The sequence below is a fragment of the Haliea atlantica genome, assembly GCF_054779855.1.
The window spans coordinates 1-17,795 of sequence record NZ_BAAGXL010000003.1; the positions used below are offsets into that span (position 1 = coordinate 1).

Genomic DNA, 17,795 nt, shown 5'->3' on the forward strand with positions numbered 1-17,795 from the left:
TAGCAAACACGGGGGCTTCGGAGGTTTTTGCAGTATTTGGAGGCAAAATCCCTAGGACCCCCGTGAGGCATTTTCTTGTTGTCACGGGTGTCCCCTTGCAGCCAAAAGAGGACTGTTGGCCGAATACGATATCCGCCGCTTCGGATCGCCCCCTGTTCTAATTTTCTCGAGCATAGCGCTTCACCGCCGCGCTGTCAGGCACGGCCGTGGCGAAATGTGATGTCTGTCAGGCTGTATGCCGGGTGGATACGCGCCCGGCTGCTTGTCCCCGGCTTAATCCAGTCCTGGTTGACCCAGGGATCCATCCAACGCAAAGCGCCCCAGCAGCGCCGCATGGTCCGAGAGATCGCGCCAATGCCCCTTGCCCAGGCGCTCGCAGGCAAGCGGAGTCAGGCCGCGGAAGTAGATCCGGTCCACCGGGAAAAGCGGTGCCCAGACCGGGAAGGTGCGGGCGTGGCGGCCCTGCAGGGTGACGAAGAGCTCGCGCATCTCCAGGCTGCTCTGCAGGTGATGCTCGGCGCGGCGGCGCCAGTCGTTGAAGTCCCCGGCCAGGATCATCGGCTCGTGGTGGGGCACGTGGTCCTCGATGCGCTGGGCCAGGGTCTGCAGTTGCTCGCGCCGCTCCTGCTCCAGCAGCCCCAGGTGGACACAGAGGGTGTGCAGCCGGGTGTTCAGGTGCGGCAGCTGGATCACCCCGTGGAGAATGCTGCGGCTGGAGCGCGGGAAAATCGAGACGTCGATGTTCTCCCAGTCGAGGAAGGGGTAGTTGCTGAGAATGGCGTTGCCGTGGTCGCCCTTCCGGTAGATGGCGTTGCGGGCGTAGGCGTAGTGCGGCCAGACCTGATCCGCCAGGTACTCGAAGTGGGGCTGGTCGGGGTAGGAGAAGCGCCGGCGCTTGGCGGCGCTCTTCACCGCGGTGCCGTGGACCTCCTGCAGGAACACGATGTCGGCGCCGGTTTCCTGGATGCGCTCGCGAATCGCGTCCAGCACAAAGCGCCGGTTGCCGGTGCAGTAGCCCTTGTGGATGTTGTAGGTCAGCACCCGCAGCTCGCGCTGGGGCGCCGGTGCGGCCTGCATTGCCCGGGCGTTTGCCGTCGCGGTCATGCGCCCCTCCGTCCGGCCAGGCGCGCCTTGCGGCTCCACAGCAGCACGTATTGCAGGCCGCTGCCCAGGGCCATGCCGGCGACCACTGCCATCAGCAGCTGCAGCAGCGCCACCGGCAGCCCGCCCAGCAGGGCGCCGGCCAGCAGCAGCACCAGGAAGCCGATCTGCAGCGCCATGTTGGCCTTGCTGAGCAAGGTCGGGGTGATCTGCAGGGGGCCGATCAACAGGCGGTAGGCGAGGGCGCCGCCGACGATGACCAGGTCGCGCAGGATCACCAGGCCGGTGAGCCACCAGGGCAGCAGCCCCACCACCGCGGCGCTGACGAAGACCGCGAGGATCAGCAGTTTGTCGGCGATGGGGTCGAGGAGGGCGCCCAGGCGCGATTCCGCCTGCAGACGCCGGGCCAGGAAACCGTCGAGTGCGTCGCTGATACCGGCCACCGCCGCCAGCAGCAGGGCCTGGTCGTAGCGCTCCTCGAGGATTACCCAGGCGACCGGCAGGGCCAGCAGCAGGCGCAGGCCGGTGAGCAGATTGGGCAGGTTGCGCAACAGGTTCATGCTGCCAGTATAAAGGCAAAAAGGGGGCCGAAGCCCCCCTTGTCGTGTGATTCGCATGGGCAGATCAGGCACCGCCCCCGCCGGATTGCCAGGGCAGGTGTTTGCCCGGGGCAGGTAGCTCTCTTATGCTGGCAGCGGTGGCGCTCCCGCGCCCGTCATCGCGAGAACAATAAGAGAGAGGAAGCACCATGGCAGCAGCATTGAGGGCGTTTGAGGCGTCCGACAGTATTTCGGAGATTGTGCAAAGTCTGGAAGAGCAGGGCGCCGTGATCGTTCACGGCCTGCTGGATAAGCCCCTGCGGACCCGCCTGGGCGCCGACCTCCAGCCACTGCTGGACGCCGCCGACCCGGCGATGGAGCATCTGAACCCGGTGATTGGCGCGTTTTTCGGCGACCGGGTGCGGCATATCAGCGGCATGGCCGGCAAATCGCAGCTGTTTGCCGAGGAGGTGATGTGCCACCCGCTGTTCCTGTCACTCTGCGATCACTTTCTGCTGCCGAACTGCGCGGATTATCTGCTGAATCTCGCCCATGTCATGGACCGCGGGCCCGGCGCGCCGCAGCAGATGCTGCACCGGGACGAGGACATCTGGATCCATGTGCCCCGGCCGCACCCGGAGTTACAGCTGGCGTCGGTGGTGGCACTGGTGGACTTCACCCGCGAGAACGGCGCCACCGCGCTGGTACCCGGGAGTCATCGCTGGCCTCGGGAACGCGAGGCAAGGCCCGAGGAGCTGGTCTACGCCGAGATGCCCGCGGGCTCCGCGGTGATTTACCTGGGATCGACCATTCACGCCGGCGGCACCAACAGCACCGCGGACCAGTGGCGCACCGGGTTTCATCTAAGCTACTCCCTGGGCTGGCTGCGCACGGAGGAAAACAACCTGCTGGCGGTGCCGCCGTGGCAGGCGCGGGAACTCTCGCCGCGGGCCCAGCGGCTGCTGGGTTACGGCGTCCACGACGCGATTGCCGACCAGGGCGGCTATCTGGGCATGCTGGAGCTGCGCAATCCGCAGGAATTGCTGCGCGAGGGGGTGCTTTGGGCGCGGAACTGAGGCGTCGCTGGCCCCCGCCAGGGTTTCAGGACCCGTTTCACACTTTCGCAGCGGCTGTTTTACATCCGCTGAAATCGCTGCCTATAGTTTTGCGGGCTTTCAGGGGGAGGTTGCGGCGTGAAGCTCGTTTTGCAGATGACATTGGCCTTGGTGCTTGCATTCAGTCTGCTTACTTTGAGTGGCTGGGCCTTGACGGCATTTCTGGTGCATCAGGGTGCCAAGGCCATTACAGAAACGCTCGAGATTTCCCAGCAGGAAGCCGAGCACGCCCGACAGATTGCCGAGCGCCGCAGGCTGCAGATCGAAGCTCAGAAACTTGCTCAGGCACGGGCGCAGCGACAAGAGCAGGCACGAAAAGCCGCGGCTGAATCGGCAAAGCGTGCCGCGTGGTCAGCCTACTATCAAGATCCACCCGAATGTCTGAACCCGCGCTCGGAGCGGCATGCGGTTGAGTGTGTTAACCAGAAAATGCGAGCACGCGACCAGTTCAACCAGCAGTATCGTCCCTGATTGCCTGATTGCCTGATTGCCTGATTGCCTATCGACACAGAGCAGGCCAGTAAGAGATCTGTGGGTAAATCCATAAGTGCGCATAATGTATATTATGTTAAATTGTGCATCGGTGTCGTCAAACGCGACTTACATGCTTCATGGCTACCACCGCCAGAGGCTTCGCCCAGTCTGGCATCGGATCTACAGGGGGCCTGCTGAACTGTCCCTCTTGAAGGGAAAACAGACAAACTGGAAATGGGCCTTCCCCGGTATCTTGCGCAGAGTTATCAAACACGGTCACAGCCGCACAGCGTGGGATCAGGCCCATGAGATTGTGTATTGCCGTGACCCAGCGCTGCCGAATCTTGTCCTCTGGGATTCGGTGACCACCCCTGCTAACTCGTGCAGCTACTCGTGCGACATGCAAATCCGAGGATTCCAGTCCAACAAAAAAGACTCTTACCTGGCCTCCTTGGTCGATCGCCTGGTGCAGGGTCTCACAGATGGTGCTGCCGCCAAGGGTGGTTTCGAAGATATAGTCTCGCCCCTCTTCGATCGCGCGTAATAATAGCCTGTACCCTGTTTGCCAGGCCTCGGCGTCGGCCTTGGTCTTTGACAGCTGAGGGTTTTCAGCGCGTAGCTGCTGGGAGATTTCGTCCGGATTGAAGTAGTCAGCCCCCTGTTGACGGAGGTAGGCGCCTGCCACGGAGCTCTTACCTGCACCGTTTACGCCAGCGATGACCGTGATCACGCGTTTTCTGTCCGCCCGGGCTTGTAGGATTGCCTCAGATCCTCACTGTCGGCCGAAAACAGGGCATCAGAGGCACGGCGTGAGGCCTGTGAGGTGATGCGCTGGTACAAGGCGTCGTACTCGTCGCTGGCCCGGGAAATTGCCTGCTCTTTCACCTGCATCAGCAGTTCATTGTATTCCTGCTTCAGCTTGAGTAGCTCTTCGTAATGAGAAATGGTGAGCACGACTGCAGCATCCCGTTTGCGCAGTTTGAGGCGCACGACACCGGTATCGCGATTCATTTCGTCGATAGCGTCCTCAATCTGACGACCAAACTCACTACCGCCCTTGGTTCGAAGCAGTGCTGCAGGCTCAAGCCAATCCAGTTCTTTAACCACCTCTCGCTGCCTGCGGAATGCTTTCTGCTCTTCGGGGCTGTTGCCCGCTACTTTCACTGCTTCTGAGCTCATAACCCCTCCTGGCGCAATGCCTGACGATCCATTATAGCCCACTCTGCCGGAATCGGCTTTAGTGGCACAACTGCCACTATTGGTGGTGGGGTTTTGCGACCCCACCAAATCACTTCACCCAGTTTGCCAAGCGTATGTCTGGCGCCTTTTCAAATTGCTTCAAGTTATTCGTAACAACGATCAGCCCTTGCGAGCGTGCCCCGCAATCATTTCATCGTAGAGACCCATCGGTCGCCCGATCTTCCGGAGTCAGGCACTTTGATGTGCTCCTGTGTCAGGCCGTGATCCGATGAAGCGATGACACCGCGCCGTTCCAGATCATTTCGTAATGACGGGTCTGTACGAGGGCTGGCAACCAAAACGTAAAATTCGCTCAGAAATCGCCTAACTCACTGTTTTTAAAATCGAAATCGAGATTATAGCGCGGCTGTATCACCTGCCGCGACAGGTTCAGGGTATAGTCTCCGAAGCGGTTGATGTGGCTGGTTCGGTACGGCGACAACGTCTTCAATACTTCTTCGGTGATCGGCAGTCCCTCGTCCGCCATTTCCCGCAACACCCGTGTCAGGGACGCGACGTTATGCAAGATTAGTAGATTCGCCACCAGGTGGTTGTACTTCACCACCTTCTGCTGCTCATGTTGCAGGTTGGCGGTGATCACCCCTTCTCCGCCGAAGAAGCACCATTTGGTAAAACCATTGAACTGTTCATTCTTATTGGTCGCTGAGTGAATAGTCCGGCGCATGTGTGCGTCATTGATATATTCCAATAGGAACATGGTCCGAACGACCTTCCCCAGCTCCTTGAAGGCAAAGTACAGTTTGTTTTTCCGGCTATAAGTACCCAGGCGCCGTAGAATGGTGGAAGCGGATATCCTGCCAAGCTTGATCGATACCGCCACCCGAAGCATGTCCGGGACATGACGCTCGATGAGTTTCCAGTCGATTTGGCCACTGAATAGGGGGTCGATGTGATCATACCGAAATCGTCGGTCTGGCCGAAAAAAGCGTAAGTCCTTGATGTTCCGTATCCGCGGCATCAGTTTGATACCCAGCAAATACGCCAGGGCAAACACCGGGTAGCTTTGTGCCTGGGTGTCCCCGTGCACCGTGTCCGGCTGGATATCGCTTTCATTTTTCAGTAGACCATCCAGGATGTAGACGGCTTCGTGGACCCCACAGGGGATGAAATGGCTGAACAGTGCGATATAGGTATCGGAGACATGGTAGTAGCCAATACCGCCGTAGCTGCCATATCGCAGGTGGTACTCGCTCAGCAGGTTTTGTTCATACAGGTTCCATTTGGTCCCGTCAGCGGCCGCATGTCGGCCGGTGCCCCAGTACGCCGGCAGTTCGTATTTTTTGTAGGCGTTAATGACTTTGACGATGGCGCGGCCCAAGCGGTCTGCGGTGACGTGGCTCAGGTTGAGCCACGCGACCTGTCGGCGGCTCAATTGCTTGATAGAGTCGGCGGTCTGGGATGGCCCGAGATTACAGCCATAGCAGAACACCGTGGCAATAAACCGCATCTGGGCGTCGTCCAGCCGCTGCTGGTGTCCGGATAGTGGCCCGAAGCCTTTATGCAGGTCCAGCCATCGCTCAGTATCCACCAGCACGTCGAGGATACTGGTTTTGCCCAGGCGCTGGGTGATCTGGTCATCCAGCGCCTGCCAGTCTGACGGCAGTGCCATGGCTTTGGCGCGTTTGATCCTCAAACGCCCCTCGACAAGTGCTACTTCGCTATTGTCCGGAAAGGTGCTATCCACCGACCGACTGGTTTGTGTCAGTTGTTCCTTCAGGTGGCGGCAGAGCAGCTGGGATTCCACCGGCAACTCTACTTCCTGGCCATACTGCGGAAGCTCGGCTTCGAACGTGTCCTGATCGACCAGTTGCTCACGGTAGTCGTCATAGCGTTCGCTGTGCCGGACAGCGAGATCACCGGACCGCAGTTCCTGCTTCACAAGCGTGAACACCGCGAGCTCAAAGTATTTCCGGTCCACAACGGATAATTGACTGTCGACAAACACCAGGCGGCGCCATTTTTCTGGCGGCCATTTGGCATCGACGAGCTGTTGCGCGAGATCGGGTGCTTCGGTCGCCAGGCTGATGGTAGCCTCCTTTCTCCGTCGCTGGTGTTGGAGGAAATCCAGTAGCTCCACCGACACGGTGTCATTGGATGTACTGTGCAGTTCCAGGATGGACAGGCAGTTGTACAGTAAGCTGCGCTTTGCCCGAAACGGCTGCAACATGAAGGGCAAGTAGTTGTTGCCGGCGTAGGCCAGGTGTTCCTCGCAGGCCACCAGCAAGTGTTGATGCTCGTCGCTAAGCGCGGCCCGAATCGCGTCGACCGAGCCGGGCTCCGTCTCCAGGACTTGCAAGACCGCTTTCAATTCGCCGACCAGGCGATCGGCGCGGTCCTGATGGGCAAGCTGGTACTCCCGTAGATGTAGCTGCGCGGTGTTTTCCACCTGCTGCATCATACGAACCAGCAGTTCCGCAGTATCATCCAGCGCTTGTGCATATTGGGCGCGGATGAAGATCACCGCGAGTGCATATCGCTTTTGCCGCGGCAGACGGCGCATCTGGGCAAGGTTCAGCGCCCGTGCTTCATGCGTAAATTGTCGGCGCTTGGTGTCGGGTACACTCTGCGTGCCGGGCAGGGCCAGTGCCATGCCCTTGAGCCATTTCAGGTGCTGCAGATAACCCCGTACTTCTTTATTGGTGGGTTTTCGGGGCTCCCGCTTCAGTCGCTGCCAGCCGCTGAGGACGGCAGATGTGGAGGCCAATAGCTCATCAATTTGCGCTTGGCCTTCTGGGGTGAGTTCAGCTCCAATGCTTTGGAAACAGTGGTCGTTGAGTTGCTTGCGTGCGGTTCGAGCGGCCTTGACCAGTACCGAAAACGGCGGCAGCTCGAAGCGGTGACGCACGAGTTCTTCCAGGAGGATATTGATAATGTCGGCGAGAATATCCCTAGATTCTGCAGCTTTGACCGCGATAATGCTCAGCCACTGACGATCCGAATCCGCCAGCAGCCGAGTTCCTCGATAGTCGCGTATCCAGGCGGCATGTCGCCGGCGGGTACTGCTGCTGTCGAATGCCTTTACCTCGCGCTTGGAGGGCGATTGGGTCAGCGAGATCGCTTCGGCCACCAATTCACATAGGGATTCAGGGATTTGGTCGGTCGGGATCACATAGCCGAGTTTCTGGTAGACCTTCAAGTGGAGCAGCAGGTAATACCGCTGCCGGGGATGTTTGACCCGCTTGTCGGCCCATCGCCGCTCCGCGGTAGTGGGTGTGTACGCAGCGGCCAGTTCCTCCACTGGAATGTCGGAGCGGAAGCGTGGATAGGCAGTGTCCTGGATGGCAGGCACAGGACTGTCAGATTACCGCTTCAATCCCAGACCCGCCCCGACACTGGATCGGTGATGTGGGCCTCGACCCAGCAGTTTTGGTCCTCGGCGAGGTGGTGGATCTCCTCCAGCAGGTCGTACAGTCGCTCATCTTGCACTTCCTCGGTTGCGGCGAGCAGCTGGATACGATAGTCGCCATCGGCACCGCGCTCCATGCCCAAGGGTGTGAGACAGTGCGTCTCAATGATTTCACGCGCCCGGTGGTGCTTCCGACTGCGGGGGCGGTGCGGCGCCAGTTCAAGGTACACCTGGAGGGTCAAGACGGGCTCGGTGTCGGGGGCACCCAGCAGGGGTTGCCCCAGGCCAGATGCATCCGGGATTTGCTGGAGCGCGTGCTCGAAAGGCGAAGCCGATTCCACATAACGCAACGCCGACTGGACATCGCGCCACCCCACATAGGTCATCAGGGCTTTGAGGTCCCAGCCGCTGGCATGGGCCCAGGTAGCGAAGCCGCGCCGCAGAGAGTGGCTGGAAAAGGCCTCGACCTCCTCCAACCCCGCCGCCTGCATGACCTGGCGCAACAGCGGGATCAGGCTGTTGGGATTCAAGCCGTGGTCGCCGATATGCCCCCAGCGATCGACGCGTCGGAACAGCGGCCCGCGCGCCAGGCCGGTATGCGCTAACCAGTCCTGGCAGGCCGCCACCGGGCAGCATTGCTGCAGCGCCGGCACCTTGACCGTGCGGCCTTTGGCTTGCCGATCCCCCTTGCTGCGCCGCAGAAACAACGCCATGCCGGCGCCCGGTGTGATCGACAGATCCTCGATCTGCAGGCGACACAGTTCATCACTGCGAAAGGCCCGCCAGAAGCCGAGCAGGATCAGCGCGCGGTTACGGTACAGGGCCGCCAGCCGCTGCGGTCCCGCGGTAGAGGCTTCCGCAATCGCCCGGGTCAGCCATTGGTCAATGGCCCGCAGCTGGTCGAGCTGCAGGGGGCGAGCCTGGCGGACGGTCTGTGGGTGTTCCTCGCGGATGCCCTTCAGGACCGCCCGCACGACCGGCGCCTGGGTCGGGTCGGTAAAGCCCTGGTCCCGGTGCCAGCGGGCCAGGGCCGCCAGGCGCTGCCGCAACGTCGCCACCGACAGGGTCCCGGCGTGGTCCGCGAGGTAGCGGGCAACGCTATCCGGGGTGGCCGGCAGGAACCCGCCCCAGCTCACTTCAAAATGGGTGATCGCCGAGCGGTAGCTGCGCCGGGTGTTGTCGCGGGTGGCCGCGTGGACATAGCGGTCGATGGCGCTCATAGGCCGCCCCGGCAAGTTGACGACCGCACCACCGCCCCGCCTGGTTCCGGAGGAAGTACATACCGTGTACGGGTTGCCGGTCGGCCCATCGAATCGCCTCAGTCGCCGCCGATGGCGGCATCGTACCGTGTGAGGACCATTATAGGCACCTCGACGGCCCTCACAAGGGATAAATCGGGATTATTACATGTGTATATTAAACAATGTTTCGCCAATTTGACGACTCATTCAGATACGTATATACATAATACATACCACACTACGAAATCGACGGAGATTGCCCATGGCCCGCGGCGGCATTAATCGAGCATTGGTGGAGAAGGCCCGCGCGGCCCTGCTGGCCCGCGGCCAGCACCCCTCCATCGACGCTGTGCGAGTCGAGCTGGGCAATACCGGCTCCAAATCGACCATCCATCGCTATCTCAAAGAATTGGAAGAAGGTGATGCCAGTCGGCTGGATGATGTCGCGCTGTTGAGCGAGCCCATCAAAGACCTCATCGGCCGGCTGGCCGCTCGATTGCAGCAAGAAGCCCAGGAGAAAATCGATGAGACGAGTGAGCGCCATGCGGAAGCTATTGCGGACTGGGAGGCGCGATACGCGCAACAAGTCGATGCCCTGCAGGCCGCAGAGCAAACATTAGCTGCAAAACAGGCCGACCTGGAGACGGCTCGGGCGGACATTCAGGCATTGCGCGATCAGTCTGAGGCCCAGCTACAAGAGGTCCAATCCGCCCGGCAATTAGCAAAGGAGTATGAAGTCCGGGTCGAGGAGCTGCGCCAACAAGTCTCCTCCCTGGAAGAAAAGCACGTCCATGCCCGCGAGGCCCTGGCACACTACCGCCAATCGGCCAAAGAACAACGTGAGCAGACCACCCGCCAGCATGAACACCAGGTTCAACAATTGCAGGCCGAGATCCGTCAGCTGAACCAGACCTTGTCGATCAAGCAATCGGAGATTCTGTCCCTCAACCAAGACAATGGGCGCCTGGTTGCCGAGCGCAGTGCAGCACAGAAGGAGTTTCAAAGGGCGGAAAATACCATTCACGATCTTGAAGCAAAGTCTGAGGCAGTTGACGTCGCGCAAGAAGCGGCTATCAGAGAAAATCACGAGCTTCGTGATGAACTAAATGCGTTACACTCTCACAATGAATCAGAAGCCGACGCCCATGAAAAACTGTCTCACGAACATCGATCACTCACAGAGGCATTTACTAAACTGGAAGCAGAGCTCAGTGTAAAAAACGAGTTCATCGACAGATTGCTAGCACCTCAAAAGCGTGAATAGCAAATCCCGAGCTCAAACAACTGAGTCACCGGAAATGCCGAGGCGATTCACTTTCAGGATGAGCGTACCACCCGGTCATTGACCAGACGCGCAATCTGTTCCTGATTGAAACCCGCTTGTTCAAGTATCTCCAATGTGTGTTCACCAAGCTTAGGGGGATGCAAATCGGCTAGTTTTTCCACATTATGTACGTTAACCGGAGAGCGTAACGCTTTAAGCTTACCCTCACTAGGGTGCCGGTAATGCTCAAACATTCCGACAGCATTGAGGTGTTCGTCGTTCTCAAGATCCTCTAAAGTATTTACCGGAGCACAAGCAATGCCAAGCTGATCGAAAACTTGCTCCCACTCATCGGTGGTCTTCTGCGGTAAAATTTCCTCTGTCATGATGTGGTAGAGCTTGTCGATATTTTTAGCCAACGCGACCTCATCTATCAGGTATTGCTCATCCAATAGATCCTGGCGCCCTAGGTGCTTTAGAAAAGTAAGCCAATCAGAGTATTTATACACACCGTGAATGATGTAGCCGTCTCTGGTGGGTGAGGGATGGCGATAGGGAGTCAATACACGCTTGTAGCCATAGCTACCCAGTGGAGGGTCGAACATCTGTCCGTTGAGATGTTGATTGAGCACGATGCTCGCTGCGGTCTCAAACATTGGCACTTCGATATAAGCGCCCTCTCCGGTACTTCTCTGCTGATAGAGGCCCGCGAGCAGTGCCTGGCCGAGAGTGAGACTGACGCAAATATCGGCCATCGCAATGGGAATTAGCGAAGGTTTTCCCAGCGAGGTGATACTAACGCCCGCCATTCCAGAATATCCCTGTATCACATCATCAAAGCCCTGATTGTCACGATACGGACCATCCTGCCCGTAGCCTGCAGAAAAGCAATACACAATGTTTGGATTGATTCGCTTGACTTCGTCGTAGGAAAATCCAAGACGGTCCAGGGCCTGAGGACGCATATTATGAACAAAAGCATTGGCTCCCTTTAACAATGATCGCAATATATCTTTTCCCTCATCAGACTTTAAATCGACAGCGACACTTCGCTTATTACGGTTTACATTCATCCATGGCGCCCCCATACCACGATGCCTGCTAATACCTACTGATCGGTAATAGTCACCTTGCAAAGGTTCCACTTTAATTATCTGGGCGCCGAAGTCACCGGCCATCTGCGTCGCGTAGGGCCCCAGCAGGATATGGCCAAGCTCGACAACCTTGACGCCTTTTAGTAGTTGATACATTGACTACCTACCTATTTGTAAAACCGGGAAAGTGGGATCAGCTAACATTGTGAACTAAATCGGGGTGATCCATCAGAGAAAGCGGCACTTCCAATTCCATATCCAGCAACATACCACCATAGCCTTTGCCTTGTGGGTCAAAGCGCAATGAAGCCGTTCCGCCCCCTCCCAAGGCTTCGGTCATGACATAGTTAACTGCATACAGTTTCGGCAGGAAATAGCGCTTGACTTCGCCTTCGACCAAGTGGGTAAAATATCGCTTCACTTTGTCGGCAGTAATTTGGCTTACCAGCAGAGGATAGAAATCCTCGTGTCGGGCTGCGAGGCCAATATTAGCGCCATCGCCTTTATCGCCACTACGAGCATATGCTACCGCCATCAATGGCATTTTCACCGTGTTTTGCGTATGCGTGACCGCTGCACACTCGGGAATCCAATCTTCAGGAAACATATTCTCTTCACACAGAGCGCGATCATGACCTGGGAGCGAAAGCTCTTCCCCTTCGATAAACACTCTTGCTTCTACCATAGATTTCTCTACCAAAAAGGAGTGCAGACGAATATAGGGAGTCGGTGAAGGCCGACCCATCCCTCCCCCGCTGATTCCCTGAGCCGTAGACAATCCAGCCGCGGGGAATTCCTTTGCTACGAGTACGAGTGCAGCCTTATCCATGTGATGCACACTAACTCTCAGCAGAACTTCCCGGCAATTATCAACTCGCGAATGGGGGCCGTAGCACTGCTCGGCACCCACCACTTCAACAAGACATTTCTCGAAATCGCTAAAACCGTCTCTCTTTAGAGCCCGACGAACTCTCTCCAACATCTGTTCGCCGACTCGCCGTGCACGCTGATTCGAATTCGGGCCGACAATAAAAAACATGCTCGACATTCGATAACCTTCCTGTTGGTGAGCGCAGGCCTTCAGGAACGACGTTGGTGCCCGGCCCGTGGCTGAAGTAACACGCACCCGATCACGCTCTAACTGCTCGACCGCTACCTGACTAAAATCGCAGACAACGTCCGGCAGATGATATGCTCTGGGATCGCCGATTTCATAGAGAATCTGTTCAGTAACCGTTTTCGTGTTGACCGTCCCGTCCGTGCCTTCTGCGATAGTGATGGTAAAATTGCCGTCACTCTCACACTCGACAATGGGAAATGCGCTTTCGACCCAACTGGGTACTGATGCCCAGTCAGTAATCAAGCCACCTGTGGCTTGGCTGGTGCATTCAAGTAAATGCCCTGCAAGACTGCCTCGGGCCAGCTTGTCGTAGTCGGAGGGCTGCCAACCAAATTCATAAATAAGGGGCCCCAGTGCCAGGGCGCTGTCAACGCATCGACCAGTAATCACCACCTCGGCATCGGCACGCAATGCCTCAGCAATGGGAAAGGCACCTAAATATGCGTTGAAACTAATGATGTCCTCAGGCAGGGGGGTACCATTGAACATCTCCGTAATGTTTCTGTCCCGAAGCTGCCCCAATGATGGTAGCAGATCGTCGCCTTCCACCACAGCTATCTTCAGGTCGATGCCCTGTTTTAAAGCGATTTCTTTTAGCGCATTAGCTGCCGCCTTGGGATTGACCCCACCGGCATTTGTAATCACTTTGATTCCTTGACGTTTTATCTCTGGTAACGCACGGCTGATTACCGGATCGATAATGTCGATCGCGTAGCCCCGATCACTCGATTTTTGCTGCGCCCGTGTAAGAATTGCCATTGTTATTTCTGCGAGGGCTTCGAAAACCAGATAGTTCAGTTTGTTTGTTCTCAGCAGCTGTTCTGTGGCGTGACTCGAGTCCCCCCACATGCCGGCAGCACATCCGATAGTAACGGCCATGTTCCCTCCTATGCTTGGTAATCGATATCCACGTGCCAGGCCGGCGCTCTACGTTCCGAAAACGAGGCAATCCCTTCTTTAGCTTCCTCGGCGAGCAGCACGTCAGCAAAACCTGCTCCGAGCTCATCTGCGCGTGCAGTAAAGTCTGCCTTGGCAATATCAACCAGCAAGGCCTTGGTGAATGCATTAGACTTGGGCGCGGCTTTCAGGCTACGCCTTACCAATTGCGCCACTCGAAATCTCGCTGCCTCCTCGCTATCTTCAGCGTAGTGAACCAGGCCAACATTCAAGGCCTCTTCACCATTGAGCCTGGCACCGGTCAAGGCCAGTGCGCGGGCCTGGGTTAGGCCCGTGCGCATGTAGACGTAAGGTAGGATCTGTGACGGCGGCAACCCCAGAGTAGTTTCCGTCAAGCTGAATTTAGCGCTTGGAGCGGCAATGGCGACATCCGAGATGGAAGCCAAGCCGACACCGCCACCCATTACACCACCTTCAATGAAGGCGATGACAACCTGCGGCAGTTTCATCCAGCGGCCCAGCATATGACCGAAACCCGCATTGAATGCAGCTATGCTCTCACGGTCCTTTTGTCCCGCGTGATTCATCTTGCCCATTGAGCCCAAATCGCCACCAGCACAGAAATTTCCGCCGGCGCCGCGAAGCACAACCACGCGAATCTCTTCGGTACCGTGCAGCAACTGCAACACCTCATTCAACTCTTCGCTCATCGCAGCATTGATGGCATTGCGCACTTCTGGACGATTTAGGGTGATGGTCAGTACCGGGCCATTTTGCTCGAGTCTGACATGATTTAACTCTGGACAATGCATGCTGCACCTCTGTGTCTGTATTTATTGTGAGCACCGAATCCTGAACAGCTCACTAAAATGAGTTTTACTCATTTAAATATCGAATGTCAAGCCATTCCACCTCGACTTGTTGAAGAATCTGACTTGTATCGTTCACGTCAAAGCTAGACACTGACAGGCCTCTGACCCAACCGCAGCACCTCCCGGTACTGTGAGTGGCAAGACGCGAAACCAATTGACAATTTGCGGAATGGACAACTAGCGCGATGAACGACACATTCAGCGGCAAACGGAAGCTTCAGCGACGTACCGTGGAAAATCGAAAAGCCATTCTTTCAGCAGCAAAAAAGGTGTTTTCAGAAAACGATTACGATGATGCGAAAACGTCTGAAATTGCCCACCTGGCGAACGTCGCTGAGGGGACGGTATTTCTGAATTTTAAGAGCAAGGCAGGCCTTATGCTGGCGGTTATGGAGATGCATTACAGCGAGTTAGTACGCCAGTCCGAAGAGCTGGTCGCCCGGTATGAAGACCCCGAAAAGCGCTTACGTGCCTTCCTTTTTTTTCGCTGCATGGAGCTATGGGAAGAGTGGGGTCTGGTGAAGCGCATAGCCCTCACCTCACGCTACAAGAGCTCAGATATAAGGAGCAGATTTGACGAATTTAACCGCCAATTCTTAGCTATTTTTAAGCGCATCTTCGATTCTCTTATAGATGAAGAGAAGTTTCGTGACGACATTTCCTTTCGCATTTTTCGAGACATGCTCCTCGGTGCGATCGAGCATTTCGCAATGAGTCATTACGACAGCATATCCAGCAGGACTGAAATCGAGGCAATGATCGATCAGTATGTCGATAACCTGATTGAAGTCCTCTATAACGGATTAGGCAAGCATAATCACAAGGACGCACTCAGATCCATTGAAGATAAGCTCAATCTACTCCTTCATAAAGAAGATTGAGCTTTAGGCAGTAATCCGAGCCATCAGAGAAAGACACCGCCAGTTACAAGCCAGAATTAGTTTCAGTTAACACCACCCTCCCCCAGGCAGAGGCGGAACCAGCGACCAAATCATTGTGAGCCACCTCGTCATCCTCACAAGAACAGGCAAGTGACTTATAAAACAGAACCAACCTCCAGGCGATGCGCGATAGGGCTTGCTACGAAAGCTATAAATGAGTTATGCTCATTTTGTAGATGGCCGTCCCGCCGCGTTTAAATATAATCAATTATCGGTGCGCCCTGCACTGGAAGTTTCTATTCAGGGTCTATCCGGAGGAGCATAAGATGTTTCATCACAGTCACATTTACACTTCCGTCGTGCTGGCCACTATAGGCTTTGGTAATAGTGGGGCATTGGCTCAAAGCCAGGAGCCGTCGCCGCGAGCGCTATCAGCACTACTTGAAGAAGTCACTGTGTACGCCCAGAAAAAAAGTAGCGCAGAGCAAATCCAGGATATACCTGTCGCTATATCCGCAGTATCAGGTGCCCAGATAGAAGCCGTTGGCGCTACCGACCTGACCGATATCAGCTTTCGGATGCCCAATGTCAGGCTCAAAGGCGTTGGCACCGTTCCCGGTGCTGCTGCTTTTACAATCCGCGGCATGGGCACCATCAGTTCTATTCCCTCTGTCGACCCAACAGTCGGACTGTTCGTGGATGGAATATATTATGGCGTCAGTTGGGGCATGTTACTGGAGTTGTCCGATATCGAAAGTATGGAAGTACTTCGTGGTCCACAGGGCACTCTGTTTGGTCGAAATGTCACAGGTGGCGCGGTGTTAATCCACAGTAAGAGACCAACAGAGGAATTTGAAGGGCGCATCAAGGTCGATGTTGGTAACTATGGCACCTACGGATTCAGCGGTTCGGTTTCAGGTTCATTGATTGAAGATAAACTTCTCGGAAAGATAACCGTCCTTCACCGTGAAAACGAGGGTTACTACGATAATCTAGCAGCCGATGCGGGTATCGATGTAGAATCCGAAATAGGTGAGTTGGAAGCCAATGTCATCAAACCGAGCTTGACCTTCCGCCCCAGCGATGACTGGGAATTTACGCTTCTAACCGAGTTCGGTAAGCAAAAATTTGACTCGCCGGCACTTAAAGCAGACCAGGACAGAGTCAATTCTGTCACCGGTAGCTTGCTTGCTAACGGCATCGGGCGGCTCGGAAAATTCGAGGTTGCAAACGACTTCATTGGCAATGGAGAATCGGAGTGGACTAACGCCGTTCTTGATTCTGTGTGGTACGTCGGTGAAGGCACTCTCAAATCGATAACCGGTTACCGCGAAATCGAACAGAACTTCCCCCTGGATGTCGATGGCTCACCGTCTCACCTGTTCCATACGTCCGAGGCAAGCGGCCTTGATCAATCGCAATGGTCTCAGGAATTCGTCTATTCCAGTCCAATCACTCAGACAATCGACCTGACTAGCGGCTTGTTCTACTTCTCTCAGGAAATGGAATATTCCGACCAACGCCTGATTCCTGTGAGTTCATTTAGTGATCGCCAGAGCAGGGGTATTCAGGATCAGACGACGCTAGGAGTTTTCGCCCAAGGTGATTTCCATCTGAATAACAACTGGATCGCCACTGTTGGTGCGCGATACAGCTATGAAACCAAGGATGTAAAAGTTGCGCCTTTTGGTAGTTGCAACGGCAATCCAGCCTTTTCGGAGTGCGACTTTATACTGAAAGATGACGCCAGCTTCAGCACACTGTCCCCAAAGGTAGGAATTCGCTGGCAACCCAACGATGATCTCAACATCTATGCCTCTTTCACTAAAGGGTTCAGGAGTGGTGGCTTTAATTTGCGCCCCTCCTCAGCGGCTGATGGTATTGGCCCATATGATGAGGAGTCAGTAGAAGCTTTTGAAATTGGACTGAAAGGCGCTTTCGCCGATGGGAAAGTACGTGCCAATCTAGCTTACTTCTACAATAGCTACGAGGACCTACAACGCTCTGCTGCGCAAATTACTAGTAGCGGAGATCTTCAAAATACCATCGATAACGCAGCTTCGGCCACCATACAGGGACTTGAGCTAGACGCCACATTTGCGGTTACCGATTCATTTGTCATTATGGCTGTCGCAGGCTATACCGATGCTTCCTACGACGAATACAATATTGATATCACCGGTGATGGCATCCCCGATCCCCAGCAGGCTAAGAAGCTGGAACTTACCAACGCTCCGGAGCTGACATGGTCATTGAGTACGGTTTACGACGTGCCCCTAGACTTCGGAAACTTGACGCTGAGAGCTTCCTACTCCCACACCGATGACTTCTTCATCAATGAAACCAATCTTCGTTCGGTAGATAGCTTCGGTATCGTCAACGCCAATGCTTCACTGGCGTTATTGGGCGGCGATCTGGAAGTCAATCTATATGGTAAAAATCTCTCTGACGAGGAGTACTTTATGAACGGCGTTACTCCAGGAAGCATCACTGGTGGTGGTTTCCTGAATCCGCCCCGTACTGTTGGCGTGTCCGTGAGTTATTACTTTTGATAGTGGCTTCATATTCTGATTCTGCTGCCCACTTCGGGC

General features: G+C 56.0%; 14 protein-coding genes. 5 read left to right on the top strand and 9 right to left on the bottom strand.

The annotated features are described in order from the left end of the window. Positions 1 to 273: 273 nt before the first annotated feature. Positions 274 to 1,104 carry an endonuclease/exonuclease/phosphatase family protein gene (locus ACYVGS_RS00140; protein ID WP_460586597.1) on the bottom strand — a complete coding sequence of 277 codons (831 nt, stop codon included), beginning with the start codon at positions 1,102 to 1,104 and terminating at the stop codon, positions 274 to 276. Continuing rightward, the gene (locus ACYVGS_RS00145) at positions 1,101 to 1,661 is read right to left on the bottom strand and encodes a CDP-alcohol phosphatidyltransferase family protein (RefSeq protein ID WP_460586598.1); all 561 of its coding nucleotides are present in this window, start codon (positions 1,659 to 1,661) and stop codon (positions 1,101 to 1,103) included. Before ACYVGS_RS00145 ends, ACYVGS_RS00140 begins: the two co-directional genes overlap by 4 nt. Before the next feature lie 188 nt (positions 1,662 to 1,849). On the opposite strand from ACYVGS_RS00145, the gene ACYVGS_RS00150 reads away from it, so the two are divergent. After that, positions 1,850 to 2,716 (top strand): phytanoyl-CoA dioxygenase family protein, encoded by an 867-nt coding sequence (locus ACYVGS_RS00150; protein WP_460586599.1) that lies wholly within the window; start codon positions 1,850 to 1,852, stop codon positions 2,714 to 2,716. Between the two features lie 117 nt (positions 2,717 to 2,833). Beyond that, positions 2,834 to 3,226 (top strand): hypothetical protein, encoded by a 393-nt coding sequence (locus ACYVGS_RS00155; protein WP_460586600.1) that lies wholly within the window; start codon positions 2,834 to 2,836, stop codon positions 3,224 to 3,226. Positions 3,227 to 3,344: 118 nt separating this feature from the next. On the opposite strand, the gene ACYVGS_RS00160 is transcribed toward ACYVGS_RS00155, so the two are convergent. From ACYVGS_RS00160 to ACYVGS_RS00175, 4 genes are all read right to left on the bottom strand, one after another. Beyond that, positions 3,345 to 3,959, bottom strand: a complete 615-nt coding sequence (locus ACYVGS_RS00160) for an AAA family ATPase (protein WP_460586601.1) — start codon at positions 3,957 to 3,959, stop codon at positions 3,345 to 3,347. Next, positions 3,956 to 4,408 carry a hypothetical protein gene (locus ACYVGS_RS00165; RefSeq protein ID WP_460586602.1) on the bottom strand — a complete coding sequence of 151 codons (453 nt, stop codon included), beginning with the start codon at positions 4,406 to 4,408 and terminating at the stop codon, positions 3,956 to 3,958. Before ACYVGS_RS00165 ends, ACYVGS_RS00160 begins: the two co-directional genes overlap by 4 nt. A gap of 373 nt (positions 4,409 to 4,781) precedes the next feature. Next, positions 4,782 to 7,778, bottom strand: coding sequence for a Tn3 family transposase (locus tag ACYVGS_RS00170; RefSeq protein WP_460586603.1), 2,997 nt, complete (start codon positions 7,776 to 7,778; stop codon positions 4,782 to 4,784). A 20-nt stretch (positions 7,779 to 7,798) separates the two neighbouring features. Next, positions 7,799 to 9,055, bottom strand: a complete 1,257-nt coding sequence (locus tag ACYVGS_RS00175; protein WP_460586604.1) for a site-specific integrase — start codon at positions 9,053 to 9,055, stop codon at positions 7,799 to 7,801. Positions 9,056 to 9,338: 283 nt separating this feature from the next. On the opposite strand from ACYVGS_RS00175, the gene ACYVGS_RS00180 reads away from it, so the two are divergent. Beyond that, positions 9,339 to 10,340, top strand: a complete 1,002-nt coding sequence (locus ACYVGS_RS00180) for a DNA-binding protein (RefSeq protein WP_460586605.1) — start codon at positions 9,339 to 9,341, stop codon at positions 10,338 to 10,340. 53 nt (positions 10,341 to 10,393) lie between these two features. Here the strand turns inward: ACYVGS_RS00180 and ACYVGS_RS00185 are convergent, their stop codons facing one another. From ACYVGS_RS00185 to ACYVGS_RS00195, 3 genes are read right to left on the bottom strand one after another with little or no spacing between them, the layout of a single operon-like run. Next, positions 10,394 to 11,590: a CaiB/BaiF CoA transferase family protein gene (locus ACYVGS_RS00185; protein ID WP_460586606.1), complete on the bottom strand. Its 1,197-nt coding sequence runs from the start codon at positions 11,588 to 11,590 to the stop codon at positions 10,394 to 10,396. A 37-nt stretch (positions 11,591 to 11,627) separates the two neighbouring features. Then, positions 11,628 to 13,433, bottom strand: coding sequence for an acyclic terpene utilization AtuA family protein (locus ACYVGS_RS00190; RefSeq protein ID WP_460586607.1), 1,806 nt, complete (start codon positions 13,431 to 13,433; stop codon positions 11,628 to 11,630). Positions 13,434 to 13,441: 8 nt separating this feature from the next. Then, entirely contained in the window at positions 13,442 to 14,263 is an 822-nt protein-coding gene (locus tag ACYVGS_RS00195; RefSeq protein ID WP_460586608.1) for an enoyl-CoA hydratase/isomerase family protein, read from the bottom strand. 245 nt (positions 14,264 to 14,508) lie between these two features. On the opposite strand from ACYVGS_RS00195, the gene ACYVGS_RS00200 reads away from it, so the two are divergent. Together ACYVGS_RS00200 and ACYVGS_RS00205 are read left to right on the top strand one after the other, a co-directional pair. Continuing rightward, positions 14,509 to 15,204: a TetR/AcrR family transcriptional regulator gene (locus ACYVGS_RS00200; protein WP_460586609.1), complete on the top strand. Its 696-nt coding sequence runs from the start codon at positions 14,509 to 14,511 to the stop codon at positions 15,202 to 15,204. Positions 15,205 to 15,530: 326 nt separating this feature from the next. Further along, positions 15,531 to 17,756 (top strand): TonB-dependent receptor, encoded by a 2,226-nt coding sequence (locus tag ACYVGS_RS00205; RefSeq protein WP_460586610.1) that lies wholly within the window; start codon positions 15,531 to 15,533, stop codon positions 17,754 to 17,756. The last annotated feature ends 39 nt before the right edge of the window (positions 17,757 to 17,795 follow it).